Below are 17,894 nucleotides of genomic sequence, written 5' to 3'. Positions count from 1 at the left end.
GAACAGGGAGTTCAGTGGTATGGCATGCGCTAAATCTAATTAAATAGCGATAAAAAACGCTATTAACAGCCTCTTGCCGCTTGGCAACTTCAGTAATGAAGTTGCCTTTTTCGCGTGCCTGCAAGTTATTAATCCACCCCTAAATTTTATGTTTGCGAAGTCTTGATTTGTAACTTCTTATGTCTTAGCTTTCCGTTGCCTGGCGCCATAACGGTTCCGGCCACTGCATGACGCAAACGCGCCAACGGGCCAGTTTCTGGCCACCTGTGCGGCTGCCCTAAAAACGATAACGCTGTTTTATATCCCGACAAAAAACCTGATAACCGAGGAAAACATGCACAATCAAAAAGCCGTTCTTGAACACAACAAAACCGAACTTGGCAACCACCCGATCTTCGCTGAAATCGGTTCTTTGCAGGTATTGCGCACGTTCATGGAGACCCATGTTTTTGCGGTCTGGGACTTCATGTCGCTGACCAAGCGCCTGCAGCAGGAACTGACCTGCACCCGCCTGCCGTGGCTACCACCGCTGGACCCCGCCGCCGCCCACCTGATCAACGAAATCGTCCTCGGTGAAGAGTCCGACCAGAACCTGCAAGGCGGCCACTACAGCCACTTCGAACTGTACCTGCACGCCATGCGCGAGATTGGCGCGAGCACCGACCGTATCGAGCATTTTGTCCGTCTGCTGCGCGGCGGCGTCGAGCTTGACGAAGCCCTGCAGCACTGCCATGCCTCGCCGGCAGCGGTGCGGTTTGTCAGCAACACCCTCGACACCGCCATCAACGCCAAGCCTCATGAAGTTGCCGCAGCCTTTCTGCACGGGCGTGAAAGCGTGATCCCACGGATGTTCCAGACCATTCTCGATGACTGGGACATTGGTACCGACCAGGCCCCGACCTTCCGCTACTACCTGCAGCGCCATATCGACGTCGACTCCGACGACCATGGCCCGGCCGCCGAAAAACTGCTCGATCGCCTGGTCCAGGGCGACCCGCAGCGCCAGCAGGAAGTCTACGCCGCCGCCATTGCCGCAGTCGAAAGCCGCCGCGTGCTGTGGGACGAACTGCGCGCCGAAATGGCCGTGCAGATCGCCGAGTGTGTCGCATGAAGTTCGAAGTCATCGAGCACGACCAGGCCACCTGGCAAGCGGTCAGCAGCGAGCGCGGCATCACCCTCACGGTGTTCAAGGACACCCTCGATGCCAACACCCGTACCGGTATCCGCACACGCCTGGTGCGCTTTAACCCCGGCGGCGGCACGCGTGAAATCTATACCCATGATTACCACGAAGAAGTGTATTTGATCGAAGGTGATCAAACCGAACAGGCCGCGCCGGGGCGTGCACAAAAGACCTACGGGCAAGGCAGTTACTTCTTTCGCGCGGCGCACACGGAACATGGTCCGTTTCATTCGGAGCAGGGCTGCCTGTTATTTGAAGTTCATTACTATTGAACGGTGGGCAAGGTTAAATGAACGCACATGAGTATCAGTCTTTCGCCGACTCCTGGGAGCGGCGAGCGACCATTCGCACGCGTCCGCGGCGCACTGTGGAAGATGACGGCAAGTTGATTTACCCGACCAGCCGTCAACCCCTGGTGACCAGCGCCGTCTTTATGGAACAGTGCCCGCACTTGACAGACTTTGCCCTGGTGCAAAGTCTCTACAAGTTCATTAATGACGTGGTGATCTTCGAAACCGAGATTGTCGACAAAACCGCACGCAGCATTGCCAAGGACAGCTTTGCGATCCGCTTTCCGTTTGCCTGCCGCTACGACGCCATGACCGTGGTGGTGGATGAGGACTACCACGCCCTGGTGGCCATGGACTACCTGCAGCAGACCATCGAGCTGACCGGTATCGAGCCCATCGCCCTGCCGCGGGAAATCGAGCTCAGCCGCTCGATCCCCAAAGCCATGGAGATGGCCCCCGAACACCTGAAAGCGGCGGTCGAGCTGATTTGCGTGGCGGTTGCCGAGAACACCCTGACCAATGATGTCGCCGCCTTCGCCCGCGACGACACGGTCAAGGAATCGGTCAAGGGCCTGATGGCTGACCACCTGGCCGACGAAGGCCGGCATTCGAGCTTCTGGGCGCGGCTGACGCGCATTTACTGGAGTGCGGCGCCGGCTGAAGACCGGCAGATCCTCGCTTCGATCATGCCGGTGTTCCTCAGCCACTACCTGACCAACGACATCCAGAAAGCCTTCGACCTGGCGCTGATTGCCCACCTGGACACCAGTGAGCAGGTCAAGGCAGCGCTGCGCCTGGAAGTTGAAGCCATGGACTTCCCGATCACCCCGGGGCATCCCCTGGTGGGCAACATCATGCGGTTTTTCCGCGCCAGCGCAATGCTCGAAGATCCGGCCGTGCAGTCTTCCCTGGCCGCCTACCTGATCTGACATCAAAGGAATCAATGCCGATGAGACGTCTTGAAATTCTGCTGTGCGGGAGCAGCCGCGGGCTGGCCTGCCTGGCGGACGAGTTGCGGCGAATGGGCCATGGTGCCCATTTGCTCGACACGCCGGCCAGTTACGATCACTGGCAACTCCACGCCTCGGACCTGGTCATCGACGACGCGACCCTGGCGCCGTGGCCGGAAACGGGCAACACCTGGCAAGTCTCGTTGCAGGTCAGCGGCAGCGACCTCAGCGACCCGCTGCAAGACCTGCAACTGCACCTGCTGGGCCGCCAGGGCAGCCAGCCCTGGCAATGCCTGGAACGCCAGGATGTACCTGCAGAGGCCTCGGGCAACGGCGCCGACCTGGTGAACAGGGCCGTGCAGGAACTGGTCGAGGCGGCAGCGGCGCATGTCAGCGGCTACTCGCGCCATGACGACTACTTCAGCCAGTACCGCTTCCAGGCCCTGGGCCAGGTGCCCAGCGCCGGGCTGGGCGTGCTCGACACCCTGGCCTTCGCCCACCGTTGCAACCGCACGGCAGCACCGGCCATTAGCGAGGCGGCCAGCGTGCCGTTCATCCAGCGCCTGGCCGCCAGCCTGCGCCAGCACCATGACGCCCCGGCCTTGCTGGTCGAAGGCCGCAGCGTCAGCTATGGCGAGCTGCATGCCCTGAGCGTGGCGATCCAGGAGCGCCTGGTGCCGCTGCTGGGTGAAGACCGGCAGCAGCCGGTGGTGGCCATCGCCCTGGGCAAGGGCGTGGCCCTCTACGCCTCGATCCTCGCCGTGCTTGGCTGCGGTGCCCTGTACCTGCCGCTGGACCCCAGCCACCCCGCCGAACGCCGGGCGCTGATCGTCGAACATGCCCGGGCGCGGATCGTCATCCACGACGATAACCTGGCCATCCCCGCCGGTTGCATCGGCCTGGATGTCAGCCACCTGAGCGCCGTGCACCAAGGCGCCGATGGCCACCAGGGCATTGCCCTGGCCCAGCATCAGTCGCTGCTGCGCGGCACCTGGGAAGGTGCGCGGCCGTGCGTGGCGATCTACACCTCGGGCACCACCGGAACGCCGAAAGGCGTGCAGTTGACCGTTGCCAACCTCAGCCACTTCTGTGCCTGGTACGCCGAGCATGTCGAGGTCGGGCCCAAGACCCGCGCCTTGCAGTTCTCGACCATCAACTTCGATGCTTCGCTGCTGGACATCTTCCCGACCCTGCTCGAAGGCGGTTGCCTGGTGGTGCCCAACGAGGACCAGCGCCGCGACCCGCTGGCCCTGGCGCAACTGGTGGTCCAGGCCGAAGTCAGCCATGCCTTCTTGCCACCGGCGCTGCTGAGCATCCTGCCGCTGCACAGCCTGCGCGGCATGACCCACCTGATCACCGGCGGCGATGTGTGCGAGCCGCACGTGATCGACGCCCTGGCCGAGCACTGCCACCTGCACAACATCTACGGCCCCACCGAAACCACGGTGCTGGCCACCAGCCGGGTGATGCGCGCCGGCGACTCGAACCGCCTGCTCGGCCTGCCGATCGCCAATACCCGCCTGTACCTGCTCGACGAACAAGGCCTGCCGGTGTCCGAAGGCCAGAGCGGCGAGATCTACATCGCCGGGCCCGGCGTCGGTGCCGGCTACCTGCACAACCCCGCCGCCAGCGCCGAGCGCTACCTGAACGGCAGCGGCGGCCTGCACGGCGAGCGCCTGTACCGCACCGGCGACCTGGCGCGCTGGGGCCGCGCCGGCGTGGAAATTATCGGCCGCCTGGACAATCAGGTGAAGATCCGCGGCTTTCGGGTCGAGCCCGAAGAGATCGAGCACGTGCTGCGCAGCAGCAACCTGTTCGGCCAGCAGGCCGTGGTGATCGATGAGCAGCGGCGCATCCTGGCGTTCTTCGCCGAACCGCGCAACGGTGATGCGCACAGCGCCACCGAAGCCTTGAAGGCCCATGCCCAGCAGCACCTGCCGGACTACATGCGCCCTGCCCGCTGGCGCCTGCTCGAGACCCTGCCCGCGACCACCAACGGCAAGATCGATCGCAAGGCCCTGCGCCTGATGCCCGACGACAGCCGTCAGCGCCAGGTGCGCGCCCAGCCGCTGAGCGCGGCCACGCAAAGCCTGCTGGCGATTTGGGCCAAGCTGCTGGAAATCGACGCCGACGACATCGGCCTGGACGAGAGCTTCTTCAACCTCGGCGGCCATTCGATCCTGCTCTCGCGCATGCTCATGGACATTCGCGAGACCTTCGCCAAGGGCGTGTCGATCAACCGCTTCATCGAGCAGCCAACCCTGACCAACCTGGCGCGCCTGCTCGAGCAGGACGACACCGCCGATGCCGTGGTCAGCGCCCGGGCCCTGGCCGACGCCAACCTCAGTGTCGACCTTGAGGTGCTGCCGCTCAGCCGCCAGGGTGACGTGCACAAGGTCATCGTCACCGGCGCCAATGGCTTTCTTGGTGTGCACCTGGTCGAGGCACTGCTCGAACTGGGCTCCAGCGAAGTCGCCTGCCTGGTTCGCGCATCCCCCGGGCAATCGGCGCAGCAGCGTTTTGCCCAGGCCCTGGTCGACAACCGCCTCGAACACCTGGACATGAGCCGTGTGCGGGTGCTGGCCGCCGACATCAGCCAGCCGCTGCTGGGCCTGAGCGCCGAAGAGTACGAACACCTGGACCGCGACTACGGCGCGCTGATCTACAACGCGGCCAACGTCAACCACGTGCTCGACTACGAGTCGCTGATCAAGGACAACGTGGCGCCGCTGCTTGAATGCCTGAAACTGTGCGAGGGGCGCAGCAAGAAGATCTTCAACTTCATCTCCACCCTGTCGGCCTCCAGCAGCATCGATGCCCAGGGCCGGGTGCTGGAAACCCCGCCCGCGGCGACGCCGCCGATCTACATCCGCAATGGCTACAACCTGTCCAAGTGGGTCGGCGAGCGGATTCTCTGGAACGCCTGCGAGCGTGGCGTGCGAGTCAATATCTATCGCCCCGGGAACATTGCCTTCAATACCCGCACCGGCGTCTGCCAACCGCACCAGAACCGCCTGATGCTGATGCTCAAGGGCTCGCTGCAACTGAAGGAAGTGCCGCAACTGTCGCTGAACTTCGACCTGATGCCGGTGGATTTCCTCGCGCGCTTCATCGGTTTTCATGCCAGCCGCCACACCATCAACCGCGCGGTGTTCAACCTGCACAACCCGACGCCGCTGAGCTGGGACAACTACGTCGAGGCGTTCCGCCACATGGGCCACGACTTCCAGCTGGTCCCGGTCAGCCGCTGGCAGCAGCGGCTGTCGACCATCGGCAGCGACAACGCCCTGTTCGGTGTAGTCGGTTTCTACCTCAACGGTTTTGAGGAAGACATCGGCGACATCTCGATGATCGAGCACGGCAATGCCCGCCACGGCATCGACAACATGGGCGAGGAGTACCCCGCCAAAAGCCCGACCCTGCTGCGCCGGGGTTGTGAATTCCTCAAAGAAATCGACTTCATCTAACCCGTCAAAGGAGCTCGACATGTCACATCTGGAACCCGATACCCTGATCAAAAACCCTGTTGGCGAGCCCGTGGTTGCCACGGTGGCCGTCAATGCCGACGCCCGCAGCGTGTGGAACATCGTCGGCAACTTCGCCGGTTTTCCGGTGTTTATCCCGGCGCTGTCGCACATTGAAATGACCGGCAGCGGCGTGCGCTCGGTGCGCAAGAAGCTGTTCAAGGATGGCAACGTGGTGATGGAGCAACTCAATAGCCATGATGACCAGCAGATGGTCATGACCTGGTCGTTGATCTACACCTCGCTGAACATCGGCAACCTCTGGGCGCGCATGGAGGTCAAGGCCCAGGGCGCCAATCAGTCACTGGCCACCTGGACCATCATTGGCGAGCCGCAGACCGGCGGCGCGCAAGACCTGCCGGCGTTCCAGGCGTTCCTCCAGGGCTTTGCCGATGGTGCCATGAACAACGTCAAGCAGATGTTCGCTTAAGCCGCAGCGCAAGCCCGCTCCCACCGCCCGGTAGGCGCGGGCTTTGCCTCGCGGTTCACTACACAACGCACAAGCGCAGCCGGGCAAATGCCCGCCGATGTCCTACCCTCATAAGCTGGGAGATCAATAACCGAACCGGGCATAACCATGCGCAGTGCTTTGCAGATCATCGGCTTCATTGCCCTCACCCTGCTGCTGTCCAGCCCTCCCGGGCAGGCCGCACAACCCCCTGCGCCAGCACCCGCCAGTGCTGCCGCGCCTGTGGTCAAGGTCACCCAGCAAGACCTGCAAGCCCTGCAACTGCGCCTGGACAGCCTCAAGCAGCAGATTTCCCAGGCCAACAACTACAACCAGCTCGAAGGCCCGCAAGACCGCTTGCAGGCGCTGATCGTCGATATCGACCGGCTGAGCGCGGCGCTGTTGCCCGAACAGGCGCAGTTGCGCGCGCAACTGGAAGTGCTCGGCCCGGCGCCGGTCGAAGCCCTGGTGCCCGGCACCTCGGACATCGCCGCGCAACGCACGGCGCTTACCGAGCAAAAAAACCGCCTCGACACCACCCTCAAAGCCCTGGCCGCGCTCAAGGAAAACGCCAGCAACCTGCTGACGCAGATTTCCGCCATTCGCCGCACCATGCTCGAAAGCGAGCTGACCCTGAGCACCCACAGCTTGCTCAACCCGGCATTCTGGTCGCCGGTGCTCACCCCTTCGGCAGACGACCGCCAGCGCTTGCAGGCGTTCTTCGACGAGGTCAACGATACCGCCAACGCGGTCTGGCAGCCCGGCCAGCGCTTCGCCACCCTGCTGTTGGTGCTGCTTGCCATACTGGCCTGGACCCTCGGCCGCCGGCTGCTGGAGCGCTGGCTGGCCTGGTTATGCATGAACCGCGTGCCTGAAGGCCGCCTGCGCCGCAGCTCGCTGGCTCTGGCCTCGGTAATGGCCACCCTGCTGGCCACCGGGGTAGCCCTGGAGCTGCTGTTTTACGCCTGCACCCACCACCTGCCGTTGCCGTCGATGCTGGCGACGTTTTCTGAAGAGTTCGAAAAGCTTGCCTATACCTGCGTGCTGATCACCGGCTTGAGCCGCGCACTGCTGTCGACCTCGCATCCGTCCTGGCGGCTGCCGGACATCGCCGACCCGGTGGCGCTGGCCTTGCAGCCCTTCGCCCGCTGGCTGGCCAGTACCTTGCTGGTATTGGTGGCCCTGGTGCAGATCTCCAACGCCGCCGGCATGAGCAGCCAGCTGGTGATCGCCGGGCGGGGAATCGCCGCGCTGGTGATCAGCGCCCTGATCATCGCCCTGTTGGTGCGCACCAGCCGCGCGCGCCGGGTCATGGCCGCCGCCGGCGATGCTCCGGAAGCCGCCTCGACCATGGCCGGGCTGATCTACAGCATCGCCAGCATGGCCATGGTCATCTCGGTGATTGCCCTGCTGACCGGCTACGTGTCGCTGGCGCGCTTTGTGACCTACGAGGTGGTCTGGGTGTTCATCCTGCTGGCCGGCTTCTATGTGCTCATCCAGGTGTTCAAGGACGGCTGCGAATATGTCTTCTCACCGCGTCAGGCCAGCGGCAAGGCGCTCAAGGAACTGCTGGGCATCGGCGACCGGCGCCTGGACCAGATCGAGACCCTGGTCTCCGGCTTCGGCCGTGCCGCGCTGTTGCTGCTGGCGGTAATCACCCTGTTCGTTGGCGGCATCGGCACCACCCTGGGGCAGTTGATCAGCAACATCGTCGCGTTCCTGGGCGGCGCCGGCTTGCGCCAGTTCAACATCATCCCCGGGCACCTGTTCAATGCCGTGCTGGCCCTGGTGCTGGGCATCTACCTGATCCGCACGCTGCGCCGCTGGCTGGACAACGAGTTCCTGCCCAAGACCGACATGGACCCGGGCATGTGCGCCTCGCTCAGCACCCTGTTCGCCAACATCGGCTATGCCCTGGTGATCCTCCTGACCCTGTCGTCGCTAGGGGTGAAGTGGACCAACCTGGCCTGGATCGTCAGTGCGCTGTCGGTGGGTATCGGCTTCGGCCTGCAGGAAATCGTCAAGAACTTCGTCTCCGGGCTGATCCTGCTCACCGAGCGCCCGGTCAAGGTCGGCGACCTGATCAGCATCAGCGGGGTCGAGGGTGATATCCGCCGCATCAATGTGCGCGCCACCGAAATCCAGCTCAGCGACCGCTCGATCGTCATCGTGCCCAACTCGCAATTGATCTCGCAGAACCTGCGCAACGTCACCCTCGGTGGCAGCGCCCAGGGCGTGGCGAGCCTGGAGCTGGTGTTCCCGCTGGATATCGACCCCGAGCAGGTGCAGACCTTGCTTTACGATACCTACTGCGAGCACGAAACCATCCTCGACAAACCGGCGCCGTTCGTGCGCTTCAGCAAGCTCACGGCCGACGGCATCACCCTGACCGTGACCGGTTACGTCAGCAGCCCGCGGATTGTCGGTACCACCAAGAGCGACCTGCTGTTCGAGATCCTCAAGCGCCTGGGCGCGGCGGGTATCGAACTGGCCAAGCCGGCCGCGCCGGCAAGCTGAACATTGTGGGAGCAACTGCCTTGGAAGGCTTACAAGTGTTGGGGCGGCCAGGCTGTGTTTGAGTTGATCCATTTGATGATGAGGCGCTGCCGGCGCCTTCCGCCCTTACGGCGGGTCACTTTTGCTTGGCGGCAAAAGTAACCAAAAACGCCCTGTCCCTTCATCGGCCCTGCGCTGCGCTCCGGGTTCCCTCCTTCCACCCTTGCTCCCGTGGGGGCGCGCCGAAGGGCCGTCCCTGGCCCTGCGGCGCTCGCCGGCCATCCATGGCCGTCGCCCCACTACGCAAGGGTTCCACTCGGCCTTCTGCAAGGGACGATCGGTGGCGCCTGCGATTACGTACATCTAGAAGCAAAGCGCTTCTTTGCTTTCGCTTTTCGTGCATCGCCGATCCATTCACCACCACTCGTAGCCCGCCACAAAAGCGTAAAGGTGAGGTGTGAGCAGCGTCGCCAATGGATCCGCTCACGCCTCTCAAGGCCTACGCCACCTGTGGGAACCGGCTTGCCGGCGATGAAACCTGCTAGCGCGCAAGCTGCAGCCTTGACTGCGAACGGTAGCCCAGCGGGCTGGTGCCCAGTTGCCGCTGAAAACTGCGGCGCATGCGTTCTTCGTTACCGAAGCCGGTGGTTTCGGCGATGCGCTTGATCGGTTCCTGGCTGGTTTCGAGCAAGCGGCAGGCAGCTTCAAGCCTCAGGGTTTCGACGGTTTGCGCCGGGGTGCCGCCCGTAGCCGCGGCATAGGCGCGGGCAAAGTGCCGGGGGCTCATGCCGAGTTTTTCGGCCAGGCGTTCAACCCGCAGGTCGCCATTGAGGTTTGCCGCGATCCAGGCATGCAGGCGCACCAGGCGCTGGTCGCGGTCGCGGTGCAGGGCTTGGCTCTGCGCCTTGAGCGGCGCGCTGAGCTGGGCCTGCTCGGCCGAGCGTTGCAAAAACACTGTGAAGTAACGCGCCAGGGCCAATGCCGCCTGGGCACCCAGGTCCTGTTCGAGCAGGGCCAGGCCCAGGTCGATGCCGGCCGCGGCGCCGCCGCAGGTCCATAAGCGCTCATCATGCAGGTACAACGCCTGGTGTTCCACGCGCAGCGCCGGGTAGCTGTGTTGCAGAGCCTGGGCAAACTGCCAGTGGGTGACCACCCGGCGTCCGTCCAGCAGCCCGGCGGCGGCCAGGGCGAAGGCGCCGGTGCCGATCGAACACAGGCGCCGCGCCGTCGGCGCCCGGCGTTGCAGCCAGGCGATTGCCTGCTGGTCACGCTCAAGCTCGGCAACCCCCGGCCCACCGATGACGATCAGGGTGTCGATTGCAAGCGTGCTGTCGACCTCGGCCAACGAACGGGTCATCACGCCAATCCCGGAGATCGTCTCGATCTCGCCGCCCTGGGCCGACGCCAGTATCACCCGGTAAGGCGGGTTATCGGCCAGTTCGCCGCCGAGCACCCGCGACGCCGCGGCAAATACTTCAAGGGGCCCAGCGGCGTTGAGCAGCAGCGCGCCGGGAAATGCCAGTACCAGCACCGTCCGGGCGCTGTGCATGGCAGAAAAGGTGGGGTGTTTGGCATGGTGGCTGGCAGGTTGCGTCGACATACTCAAGGCACACGTGATTCGAGAGCCCAGACGATGCCGAGAAAGTCCTTCACTGCCAAGCACCTTGGGTTGCTGACCAGCCTGCTGGCCACCTTGCAGGTTTGGGCCGCGCCCGCGCCGGAACTTGAAGTCGGCGACCAGAGCGGCCTGACCCAGGCGCTGCTGGTGGCCGCCGGCCAAGACCAGGGGCTTGCCTACCGCCTCGACTGGCACCCGTTCGGCGCCGGCACCGCGCTGATGGAAGCGCTCAATGCCGCTGCCATCGACGTGGGTGTAGTCGGTAACGCGCCACCGGTGTTTGCCCAGGCCGGCGGCTTTGCGGTGCGCGTGGTCGCCGCGGCCGAAGGTGCACAGAACAACAACGCGCTGCTGGTGCAGGCGGACTCGCCGATTCGCCAGGCGGCCGACCTCAAGGGCAAGCGCATCGCCGTGGCCAAAGGCAGCAGCGGCCACTACCTGCTGCTGGCCACCCTCGCCCGCGCCGGGCTGCAGCTCAGTGACGTCAACGTGGTCTATGCAAGCCCGGTGGATGCGCAGAACGCCTTTGCCAGCGGCAAGCTCGATGCCTGGGCGGTGTGGTACCCCTTTGTCGGCCAGGCCACCGCGCGCGGTGCGCAAAAACTGCTGGACGGCAGCCAGTGGCCGGAAACCGGGCTGAACTTTACCGTGGCAAGCCTCGCCGCCCTCGACGATCCGCACAAAGCCGAGGCGCTGGGTGATTTCGTCCAGCGCCTGGCCCGCGCCCAGGCCTGGGCCACGGCCAACCCCGAAGCCTGGGCGCAACAATTGGCCAGGGTTACCCGCCTGCCCCTGGGGCTGGTGCGCGACATGCTTGCCCAGCAGCACTTGCAGTACGTGGCCCTGGACGCCCGGGTCATCGGCCTGCAGCAACGCCTGGCCGACAGCTTTGCCCAGGCACGGTTGGTTCCGCGGCCGATCAAGGTCGCCGAGGCCTTCGACGACCGCTACAACCCCCTGCTGCCCTAACCCCCCTGCCCTTGTCGCTATGCCGCAAACGCCGGCAGGGCGGCGTTCATCTGGAGAAATGTGATGCCCACCCTCGATAGCACCACCTTGCGCCGCCAGGCCACCGGCCTGCTGGCCGTCGACACCGAACGTTCGGCCGGCGGCTACACCCTGTTTGCCCCGCAAACCGCCGGCGGCAAGGTGTTTTTGATCGACCTGCACGGCGAAGAAGTGCACCGCTGGCAACTGCCCCAGCGCCCCGGGCGCGACGCGGTGATCCTCGCCAACGGCAACCTTGGCTACAACGGCAATCACCCGGATTCGCCCGAGCTGTTCCCCGGCTGGTCGGTGTGGCACGGCGGCGCCTTCAGCGAGGTAACGCCCGAGGGCGAAGTGCTCTGGCAGCACACCGACCTCGGCCATCATCACGACGCCCAGTGGCTGGCCAACGGCAACCTGCTGTACACCACCGCCGAGCCGTTGCCGCTGGACATCGCCCGCCGCGTGCAAGGCGGTATCCCCGGCAGCGAAGCGCCTGGCGGGGTGATCTACGGTGATGTGGTCAAGGAAGTCGATCGCGCCGGCAACCTGCTCTGGCAATGGCGCAGCTGGGAACACCTGGCCCCGGAAGACTACCCGCTGCACGCCTGTTTCGAGCGCTATCACTGGCCGATGACCAACAGCGTGACGCCGGGGCGCGACGGCAAGGTCATCCTCAGCCTGCGCAGCGTATCCTCGGTAATCGCCGTCGACAAAGCCAGCGACCGCGTACTCTGGCGCCTGGGCCATGACCTGGTGGCGCAGCAGCATTGCCCCAGCGAGCTGGCGGACGGCCGTATCCTGGTGTTCGACAACGGCATCTCGCGCCCGCAGGTGTCGATGCCGCATTCGCGGGTGATCGAGATCGACCCCGTGCGCCAGCGCATCGAATGGCAATATGCCGATACCCCAGGCTACGCCTTCTTCACCCCGTTCATGGGCGGCGCCCAGCGTTTGCACAACGGCAACACGCTGATCACCGAGGCCAACTTCGGCCGCCTGTTCGAGGTCACCCGCGCCGGCGAGGTGGTCTGGGAATACATCAACCCGCACTTTGCCGCCTACCCGGACGCCGCCTCACAGGCTTACCTGCCGGGTGAAAACAATGCGATCTTCCGTGCGCACCGTTACCAGGCGCAGGATATCGCCTGGCTGCAACGCGACTAGCGTTTTAAATCCGCCAGCAGCCGTAGCCACGGCTGCCACGGATTTATCGCGCAAAACATCATCACCTACAGGGCCGCTACGCCGGATCAGCAAGCACATGCCAGGCCGACGCCAGCCAGCCGCCGGCGCCGATCACCGGGTCCTGGCAAGGTAACGGCACCTGGGCGATGCGCGCCTGGCACGCCTCATGGGTCTTGGCGCTGGGGCGCTGGATATCGTAGCCCTGCTGGCCCAGCGGGTAAGCGCCGACCACCAGAAAGTCCTCGCTGCTGTCGATGCAGCAGTGCCCGGTACCGGCCGGCAGCACCAGCACATCGCCGCGCTTGAGCCCCAGGAGCTGGCCCTGCGCACCGCCGAGCATCACCTGGGCGTGCCCGCAGGCAACGCCCAGGGCTTCGTGGGCGTTGGAGTGATAATGCTGGTAGGCAAAGATGCCCGCACGCCACAAGGGTGGCCATTGATGGGCGCGGAACAAGGCTTCGAAGCCCGCCGCGGCATCGCTCTGCGGCGCGAGCCGAAGATGATAGAGCAGCACCGGCAAGCGGCTGTTGGGGGTCGCGCCGTCATCCTCGAAATACAACAGCCGGCGATTGCCGAGCATGGTTTGCGGGTCGATCTCACTGAGGTGCGGGTTCATCACGGTTGTCCATCTGACCTGCGCTGCTGGCACCCTTAGCGCTGATTGTCGCGCTCGTGCTCGCGGGCGATGCGCTCTTCGCGCCGTCGGCGCCGGGCCAACGCCGCGCCCCAGGCCAGTACCCCGACCGAGGCGATCAGCATCGCCGCCAACAGCAAGTAGCCCCAGTGAACTTCCATCATGCTGCGACACCTGGGGCCCGAATCAAGCCCTCACTGATCGATACACCTGGGTCCGCGCGACTTCGACCGGTGAGCCAGTACCTGAAGCTCAAGTATAGTCAATGATGGTAATGAGTTTGATCAGCAACAGATGCAGCGGATAGAACCAGTAGCCCCAGCGCCCGACGCGCCATACCTGACGTTGCAGCTGCAGGCGCAACAGCCCGAGGCCGAGCGGGGCCGACAGCAATGCGGCGCCCAGGGCCATGACTGAAATGGCCTGCAGCGGATGGGCGCGCAGCCAGAGGTTGCTCAGGTTGGCCGCCACCGCCAGGCCCGCAGGTAGCAGCCAGGCCAGCGGGCCCAGGCGCAGGGCCAGCAGGAATGCCGCCGGCAGCAGCACCCCGGCCAGCCCGTACATCAACCCGTCGGCTGCCAGCGTCGCCACCACAGCTATTGCCAGGGCAACCCACACACTGCTGCGCCGACGGTGATGGTGCAGGCCCCAGGCAATCAACAGGCCCAGCGCCAGGGTCGGCATGATGTTGAGCGTCGGCGACGGGCCGTTGAGCCAGCGATACGGCCACTGCGACAGCACGGCAAAAATCACCAGCCCTTGCAGGTAGCGCGCCGTGCCCGCGGTAAAGGCCTGCCCGGGTGGGGCGCGGGCCACGTTGGCGGCAATCGCCAGGCAAAACCAGGGGAACGCCAGGCGGCCGACGACAAACAGCCAATGCTCGGCCGGCCAGATAAAACGCAGGTGATCGGCGATCATGCTGATGATCGCCAGCCACTTGAGCAGGTCCAGGCTGATGTGCCGCTGGGCGCCACGCTGCTCGCTCATGTCCGTCCCGGTCGGAAAAAGGTTAGCGAACAATGCCACAGGCACCTGCAGTTTGTCGGCTGGACTGGAAAAAGGTTGTAAACATGGATTACTGTATATGCATACAGCAACAACGAGTAACCATGATGACCGACTACGAAGAAGACTTCGCCGCACCGGATTCACCGACCCTGGTGGAAATGTGGAAGCATCAGGTGGTCCTGATGACCAACGAAGCCGAGTACCTCAACAGCGAACTGCTCAAGGCCCGGCAGAACATTGCCAAGCTGGTGGCGATCAATGCCGAGCTTGCCGCGCAGTTGCGCGGGGTGCGCAGCAGTTAAACATGGCCCGGCTGATCCTCGCGCCGGCGCTGCTGACGCCCCAGCCACCAGCCGCTGCCTGCCCAGCCCAGGGCAATCCCCGCGCCGATGAGCATCGCCAGCTGCGGATGATCGCCCATCACATCCAGGCCGCGCTTGAGCCAGCCACTCACGGCATCGGCACCGCGATAAACCACGGTGTCGGTAAAGTTCTTGGCCTTGTACTTGTGCCCGGGCTCAACCACGGTGTAGAGCATTTCGCGTCCCGGCCGCACCAGCGCGTACTCGCCCACCCGGCGCACCACCATGACCAGCACGAACACGGCAAACAGCGGCGCCAGGGCCAGCCAGATGAACCCCAGCACCATCACCAGCGGCACCGCCACCAGCAACACCCCGACCCCGAGCTTGCGGGCGACATGCCCGGTGACAAACAGCTGGGTGAGGATCGCCAGGGCCTGCACGGCGCTGTCGATCAGGCCGAACACCTGGGTCTGTTCGGTACGGCTGGTGAAGTGCGCGGCCACCAGCCGCGCCTGCTCGAAATACAAGAAGGTGCTGACGCTGGCCAGCAGCACCACGAACAGCGCTATACCCAGCAGGTAGGGCGAACGCAACACCTCGCTGGCACCGGCAAAGGGGTTGCCGCCCAACGCCTGTGAACGCGGATGCTCGGTTTGCGCCGGCAGCGGGTACAGGTCGCGCCAGTGCTGCAGGTACATGGCCGCCACCACACTGGCGAACAGGCACACCGTGGCCAGCAGCACCAGCCCAGCATGACCGATCAGGCCCACCAGCAACGTCCCAAGCAATGGCCCGAGCAAGCCACCGCCGCTCGCCCCCGCCGCCAGCAGGCCGAACAGGCGTTTGGCCTGCTCGCTGGAGAACAGGTCGGCGAGCACGCTCCAGGCCAGGGAGATGGTCAACAGGTTGAACATCGACAACCAGATATAGAACGCCCGCGCGCCCCAGAGGTTATCGGGTTGCACGGCGAACAAGGCCGCAAACAGCAACAGGTTGCTGGCCTTGAACGCGTAGGTCCAGGGCAGGATGCGCCGGCGCTGTACTTTCGAGGCCAGCCAGCCGAACAGCGGCAAGGCGATCAGGGTGACGACAAAGGTCCCGGTGAACAGCCACTGCAGGTTGTCCACGCCACCGGCCACGCCCATGGTTTCGCGCACCGGGCGCAGCATGAAGTAACCGGCGAACAGCAAAAAGAACAGCGCCAAACCGGCAACCACCGCCGGTGCCTCGCCAGGCCTGACGTTGAACACGCGGGTGCCCAAGCGTTTCATGGCTTCAGGCGAACTGCTTGATCAGGTCTTGTTGCTGCGCGCTGGTGAGCAGTGGCCCGCTACCGGCCTTGAGCTGGTCAAGCTGGCGGTCCGGGCGGCTGGTGGCCGGGATCACCGTGGTCACCGCCGGGTGGCTGATGGCGAACTTGAGAAGCAACTGCGCCCAGCTACCGATCCCCGCCTCGGTCGCCCAGCCGGGCAGCGCCTGGCCCTTGACCTTGGCAAACAGCCGGCCATCGTCGAAGGCGCGGTTGATCAACACCGCCACGCCTTTGTCCTGGGCCAGGGGCAGCACGGTGCGCGCAGCCTTGGGCGAATTGACCGAGTAGTGGATCTGGATGAAGTCCAGGGCTTCACTGCGCAGAATTTGCTCAAGCGCTTCCAGGCCACTGTCAATGTAGTGAGTCACGCCGACATAGCGGGTCAGGCCCTGGGCTTTGAGCTCGCGGGCATAGGGCAACTGGCGTTGCCAGTCGCGCAGGTTGTGAATTTGCAGCAGGTCGACCTTGTCGGTGCGCAGCTTTTGCAGGGTCCCGGCCCACTGCGATTCGGCGTCGGCGCGGCTGTCGGCGGCGATCTTGGTGGCGATAAAGGTTTTGTCCCACCAGCCGCCCTCCTCCAGCAGCTGGCCAAGGATGGCGTCGGCGCCGCCGTAGTTGGGCGAGGTGTCGATAACCCGGCCGCCACCATTGAAAAACACCTTGAGCACTTGCTTGAGCTGCTGGTAATCAGGCGAACCCGCCTCGACCTCGAAACTGCCAGACGTACCGGCACCGATCACTGGCAGCGCCTCACCCGTGGACGGGATCTTGCGGGTGAGCATTGCGCTGCTGGCCTGGGCCAAGGGCAAGCCAGTGAGGGCCAGCCCGGCGGCCAGGGTGGCACTGGCGGCAAGAAAGTGGCGACGGGTGGGCATGGCACACCTCCTGATAAAGCCTGCACTCAAGGGCTAAAAGCTTAGTGCGCGAGAGCGCTTTGCACCGCAGTATTCGTAACTGCATATGTAGTCGCTAGCTGCACTCAATCCCGAGGGCCGTTGTACGCAGGCTCACGCCGGGGCCTTGAGCTCGATCCACACCGGCGCATGATCGCTGGCGTGCGCTTCGTTGCGCACCCAGGCATCGACCCCGGCGTTTTTCAGCTGCGTGGCCAGGGCCGGGTTGAGCAGCAGGTGATCGATACGCAGGCCGGCGTTTTTCTGCCAGTGCTGGCGAAAGTAGTCCCAGAAGGTGTAGACCCGCTCATCCGGGTACAGGTGGCGGATGGCATCGGTCCAGCCCTGGGCCAGCAGGCGCTGGTAGCAGTCGCGGCTCTCGGGCTGGAGCAAGGCGTCCTTGAGCCAGGAGCGGGTGTTGTAGATGTCGAAATCGGTGGGCACGACATTGAAGTCGCCGGCCAGCAACACCGGGTGATCGTTGCCGACCAGGGTCTTGGCATGGTCGATCAGCCGCTCGAACCAGGCCAGCTTGTAGGCGAACTTCGGCCCCGGTTGCGGGTTGCCGTTGGGCAGGTACAGGCAGGCGATATGAATGCCCTGTACGGCGGCCTCCAGGTAGCGGCTCTGGCTGTCGTCCTCAAGGCCCGGCAGGCCGCGGCGGATCTCCAGCGGCTGGGCCTCGCGGGCAAGAATCGCCACGCCATTCCACGAGGCCTGGCCGTGGTGCAGCGAGCCATAGCCAAGGGCCTCGAAATCGGCGGCCGGAAACGCAGCATCGGCGGCCTTGAGTTCCTGCAGGCAGACCACATCGGGCTGTTCGCGCTGCAGCCAGTCGAGCAGGTTGGGCAGCCGCGCGCGAATGCCGTTGATGTTGAAGGTGGCGATCTTCAAGGGGCTCTTCCTCTGGCTTGCCAGCGATGGGCTGCAGCGCAGCCCTCAAAGCCTCAGACCGCCACCGTCAGCATTTGATCAACGAGATTTTCGTCCCTTCGCTACGCACCCCGGCCTGCAAGCCCCAGGAGCCGGTGACCGAGTTGTACACCTCAGCCTAAGCG

Annotated in this window: 16 protein-coding genes; 9 read left to right on the top strand and 7 right to left on the bottom strand. The window is 64.5% G+C overall.

What is annotated here, in order from left to right; translation table 11 throughout:
• Positions 1–334: 334 nt before the first annotated feature.
• The 6 genes from ACZ9A3_RS09740 (at position 335) to ACZ9A3_RS09715 (ending at position 8,912) form a co-directional block, all read left to right on the top strand.
• Positions 335–1,111, top strand: a complete 777-nt coding sequence (locus tag ACZ9A3_RS09740; protein ID WP_045198884.1) for a DUF3050 domain-containing protein — start codon at positions 335–337, stop codon at positions 1,109–1,111.
• A complete protein-coding gene (locus ACZ9A3_RS09735) occupies positions 1,108–1,455 on the top strand; it encodes a DUF4437 domain-containing protein (protein ID WP_045198882.1) in 348 nt (115 codons plus the stop codon). Before ACZ9A3_RS09740 ends, ACZ9A3_RS09735 begins: the two co-directional genes overlap by 4 nt.
• Before the next feature lie 17 nt (positions 1,456–1,472).
• A complete protein-coding gene (locus ACZ9A3_RS09730; protein ID WP_045198880.1) occupies positions 1,473–2,402 on the top strand; it encodes a diiron oxygenase in 930 nt (309 codons plus the stop codon).
• Positions 2,403–2,422: 20 nt separating this feature from the next.
• On the top strand, positions 2,423–5,890 hold the full coding sequence (locus ACZ9A3_RS09725; protein WP_045198877.1) for an amino acid adenylation domain-containing protein: 3,468 nt from the start codon (positions 2,423–2,425) through the stop codon (positions 5,888–5,890).
• 19 nt (positions 5,891–5,909) lie between these two features.
• Positions 5,910–6,377 (top strand): SRPBCC family protein, encoded by a 468-nt coding sequence (locus ACZ9A3_RS09720; RefSeq protein WP_093383132.1) that lies wholly within the window; start codon positions 5,910–5,912, stop codon positions 6,375–6,377.
• 147 nt (positions 6,378–6,524) lie between these two features.
• Positions 6,525–8,912 (top strand): DUF3772 domain-containing protein, encoded by a 2,388-nt coding sequence (locus tag ACZ9A3_RS09715; RefSeq protein WP_476252466.1) that lies wholly within the window; start codon positions 6,525–6,527, stop codon positions 8,910–8,912.
• A gap of 520 nt (positions 8,913–9,432) precedes the next feature.
• On the opposite strand, the gene ACZ9A3_RS09710 is transcribed toward ACZ9A3_RS09715, so the two are convergent.
• Positions 9,433–10,491: a GlxA family transcriptional regulator gene (locus tag ACZ9A3_RS09710; protein ID WP_476252465.1), complete on the bottom strand. Its 1,059-nt coding sequence runs from the start codon at positions 10,489–10,491 to the stop codon at positions 9,433–9,435.
• A 33-nt stretch (positions 10,492–10,524) separates the two neighbouring features.
• On the opposite strand from ACZ9A3_RS09710, the gene ACZ9A3_RS09705 reads away from it, so the two are divergent.
• Together ACZ9A3_RS09705 and ACZ9A3_RS09700 are read left to right on the top strand one after the other, a co-directional pair.
• Entirely contained in the window at positions 10,525–11,478 is a 954-nt protein-coding gene (locus ACZ9A3_RS09705; RefSeq protein ID WP_476252464.1) for an ABC transporter substrate-binding protein, read from the top strand.
• Between the two features lie 63 nt (positions 11,479–11,541).
• Positions 11,542–12,663 carry an aryl-sulfate sulfotransferase gene (locus ACZ9A3_RS09700; protein WP_476252463.1) on the top strand — a complete coding sequence of 374 codons (1,122 nt, stop codon included), beginning with the start codon at positions 11,542–11,544 and terminating at the stop codon, positions 12,661–12,663.
• Between the two features lie 76 nt (positions 12,664–12,739).
• Here the strand turns inward: ACZ9A3_RS09700 and ACZ9A3_RS09695 are convergent, their stop codons facing one another.
• The 3 genes from ACZ9A3_RS09695 to ACZ9A3_RS09685 form a co-directional block, all read right to left on the bottom strand.
• Positions 12,740–13,300 (bottom strand): cupin domain-containing protein, encoded by a 561-nt coding sequence (locus ACZ9A3_RS09695; RefSeq protein WP_093383143.1) that lies wholly within the window; start codon positions 13,298–13,300, stop codon positions 12,740–12,742.
• A 35-nt stretch (positions 13,301–13,335) separates the two neighbouring features.
• A complete protein-coding gene (locus tag ACZ9A3_RS09690) occupies positions 13,336–13,482 on the bottom strand; it encodes a hypothetical protein (protein ID WP_156160215.1) in 147 nt (48 codons plus the stop codon).
• A gap of 88 nt (positions 13,483–13,570) precedes the next feature.
• Positions 13,571–14,305, bottom strand: coding sequence for a TraX family protein (locus ACZ9A3_RS09685; RefSeq protein WP_093383146.1), 735 nt, complete (start codon positions 14,303–14,305; stop codon positions 13,571–13,573).
• Positions 14,306–14,427: 122 nt separating this feature from the next.
• On the opposite strand from ACZ9A3_RS09685, the gene ACZ9A3_RS09680 reads away from it, so the two are divergent.
• Positions 14,428–14,628, top strand: a complete 201-nt coding sequence (locus tag ACZ9A3_RS09680; RefSeq protein WP_045198863.1) for a hypothetical protein — start codon at positions 14,428–14,430, stop codon at positions 14,626–14,628.
• On the opposite strand, the gene ACZ9A3_RS09675 is transcribed toward ACZ9A3_RS09680, so the two are convergent.
• The 3 genes from ACZ9A3_RS09675 to xth all read right to left on the bottom strand — a co-directional run bounded on the left by ACZ9A3_RS09675 (position 14,625) and on the right by xth (position 17,730).
• Positions 14,625–15,902 (bottom strand): NTP/NDP exchange transporter, encoded by a 1,278-nt coding sequence (locus ACZ9A3_RS09675; protein WP_476252462.1) that lies wholly within the window; start codon positions 15,900–15,902, stop codon positions 14,625–14,627. The two genes, ACZ9A3_RS09680 and ACZ9A3_RS09675, sit on opposite strands and share 4 nt — an antisense overlap.
• A gap of 4 nt (positions 15,903–15,906) precedes the next feature.
• Positions 15,907–16,818, bottom strand: a complete 912-nt coding sequence (locus ACZ9A3_RS09670) for an aldo/keto reductase (RefSeq protein ID WP_476252461.1) — start codon at positions 16,816–16,818, stop codon at positions 15,907–15,909.
• A gap of 132 nt (positions 16,819–16,950) precedes the next feature.
• Positions 16,951–17,730: an exodeoxyribonuclease III gene (gene xth / locus ACZ9A3_RS09665; protein WP_093383155.1), complete on the bottom strand. Its 780-nt coding sequence runs from the start codon at positions 17,728–17,730 to the stop codon at positions 16,951–16,953.
• Positions 17,731–17,894 lie beyond the last annotated feature (164 nt).

This window comes from Pseudomonas sp. TE4620 (assembly GCF_056279045.1).
This window is presented reverse-complemented; position numbering and strand designations above follow the sequence as displayed.

What these genes read in the sequence shown, in the direction of transcription:
- ACZ9A3_RS09720 (WP_093383132.1), top strand. Translation starts at nt 5,910, where the DNA reads ATGTCACATCTGGAACCCGATACCCTGATCAAAAACCCTGTTGGCGAG.
- ACZ9A3_RS09685 (WP_093383146.1), bottom strand. Translation starts at nt 14,305, where the DNA reads ATGAGCGAGCAGCGTGGCGCCCAGCGGCACATCAGCCTGGACCTGCTC.
- ACZ9A3_RS09740 (WP_045198884.1), top strand. Translation starts at nt 335, where the DNA reads ATGCACAATCAAAAAGCCGTTCTTGAACACAACAAAACCGAACTTGGC.
- ACZ9A3_RS09715 (WP_476252466.1), top strand. Translation starts at nt 6,525, where the DNA reads ATGCGCAGTGCTTTGCAGATCATCGGCTTCATTGCCCTCACCCTGCTG.
- ACZ9A3_RS09695 (WP_093383143.1), bottom strand. Translation starts at nt 13,300, where the DNA reads ATGAACCCGCACCTCAGTGAGATCGACCCGCAAACCATGCTCGGCAAT.
- ACZ9A3_RS09675 (WP_476252462.1), bottom strand. Translation starts at nt 15,902, where the DNA reads ATGAAACGCTTGGGCACCCGCGTGTTCAACGTCAGGCCTGGCGAGGCA.
- ACZ9A3_RS09680 (WP_045198863.1), top strand. Translation starts at nt 14,428, where the DNA reads ATGATGACCGACTACGAAGAAGACTTCGCCGCACCGGATTCACCGACC.
- ACZ9A3_RS09725 (WP_045198877.1), top strand. Translation starts at nt 2,423, where the DNA reads ATGAGACGTCTTGAAATTCTGCTGTGCGGGAGCAGCCGCGGGCTGGCC.
- ACZ9A3_RS09705 (WP_476252464.1), top strand. Translation starts at nt 10,525, where the DNA reads ATGCCGAGAAAGTCCTTCACTGCCAAGCACCTTGGGTTGCTGACCAGC.
- ACZ9A3_RS09670 (WP_476252461.1), bottom strand. Translation starts at nt 16,818, where the DNA reads ATGCCCACCCGTCGCCACTTTCTTGCCGCCAGTGCCACCCTGGCCGCC.
- ACZ9A3_RS09730 (WP_045198880.1), top strand. Translation starts at nt 1,473, where the DNA reads ATGAACGCACATGAGTATCAGTCTTTCGCCGACTCCTGGGAGCGGCGA.
- ACZ9A3_RS09690 (WP_156160215.1), bottom strand. Translation starts at nt 13,482, where the DNA reads ATGATGGAAGTTCACTGGGGCTACTTGCTGTTGGCGGCGATGCTGATC.
- ACZ9A3_RS09700 (WP_476252463.1), top strand. Translation starts at nt 11,542, where the DNA reads ATGCCCACCCTCGATAGCACCACCTTGCGCCGCCAGGCCACCGGCCTG.
- ACZ9A3_RS09735 (WP_045198882.1), top strand. Translation starts at nt 1,108, where the DNA reads ATGAAGTTCGAAGTCATCGAGCACGACCAGGCCACCTGGCAAGCGGTC.
- ACZ9A3_RS09710 (WP_476252465.1), bottom strand. Translation starts at nt 10,491, where the DNA reads ATGTCGACGCAACCTGCCAGCCACCATGCCAAACACCCCACCTTTTCT.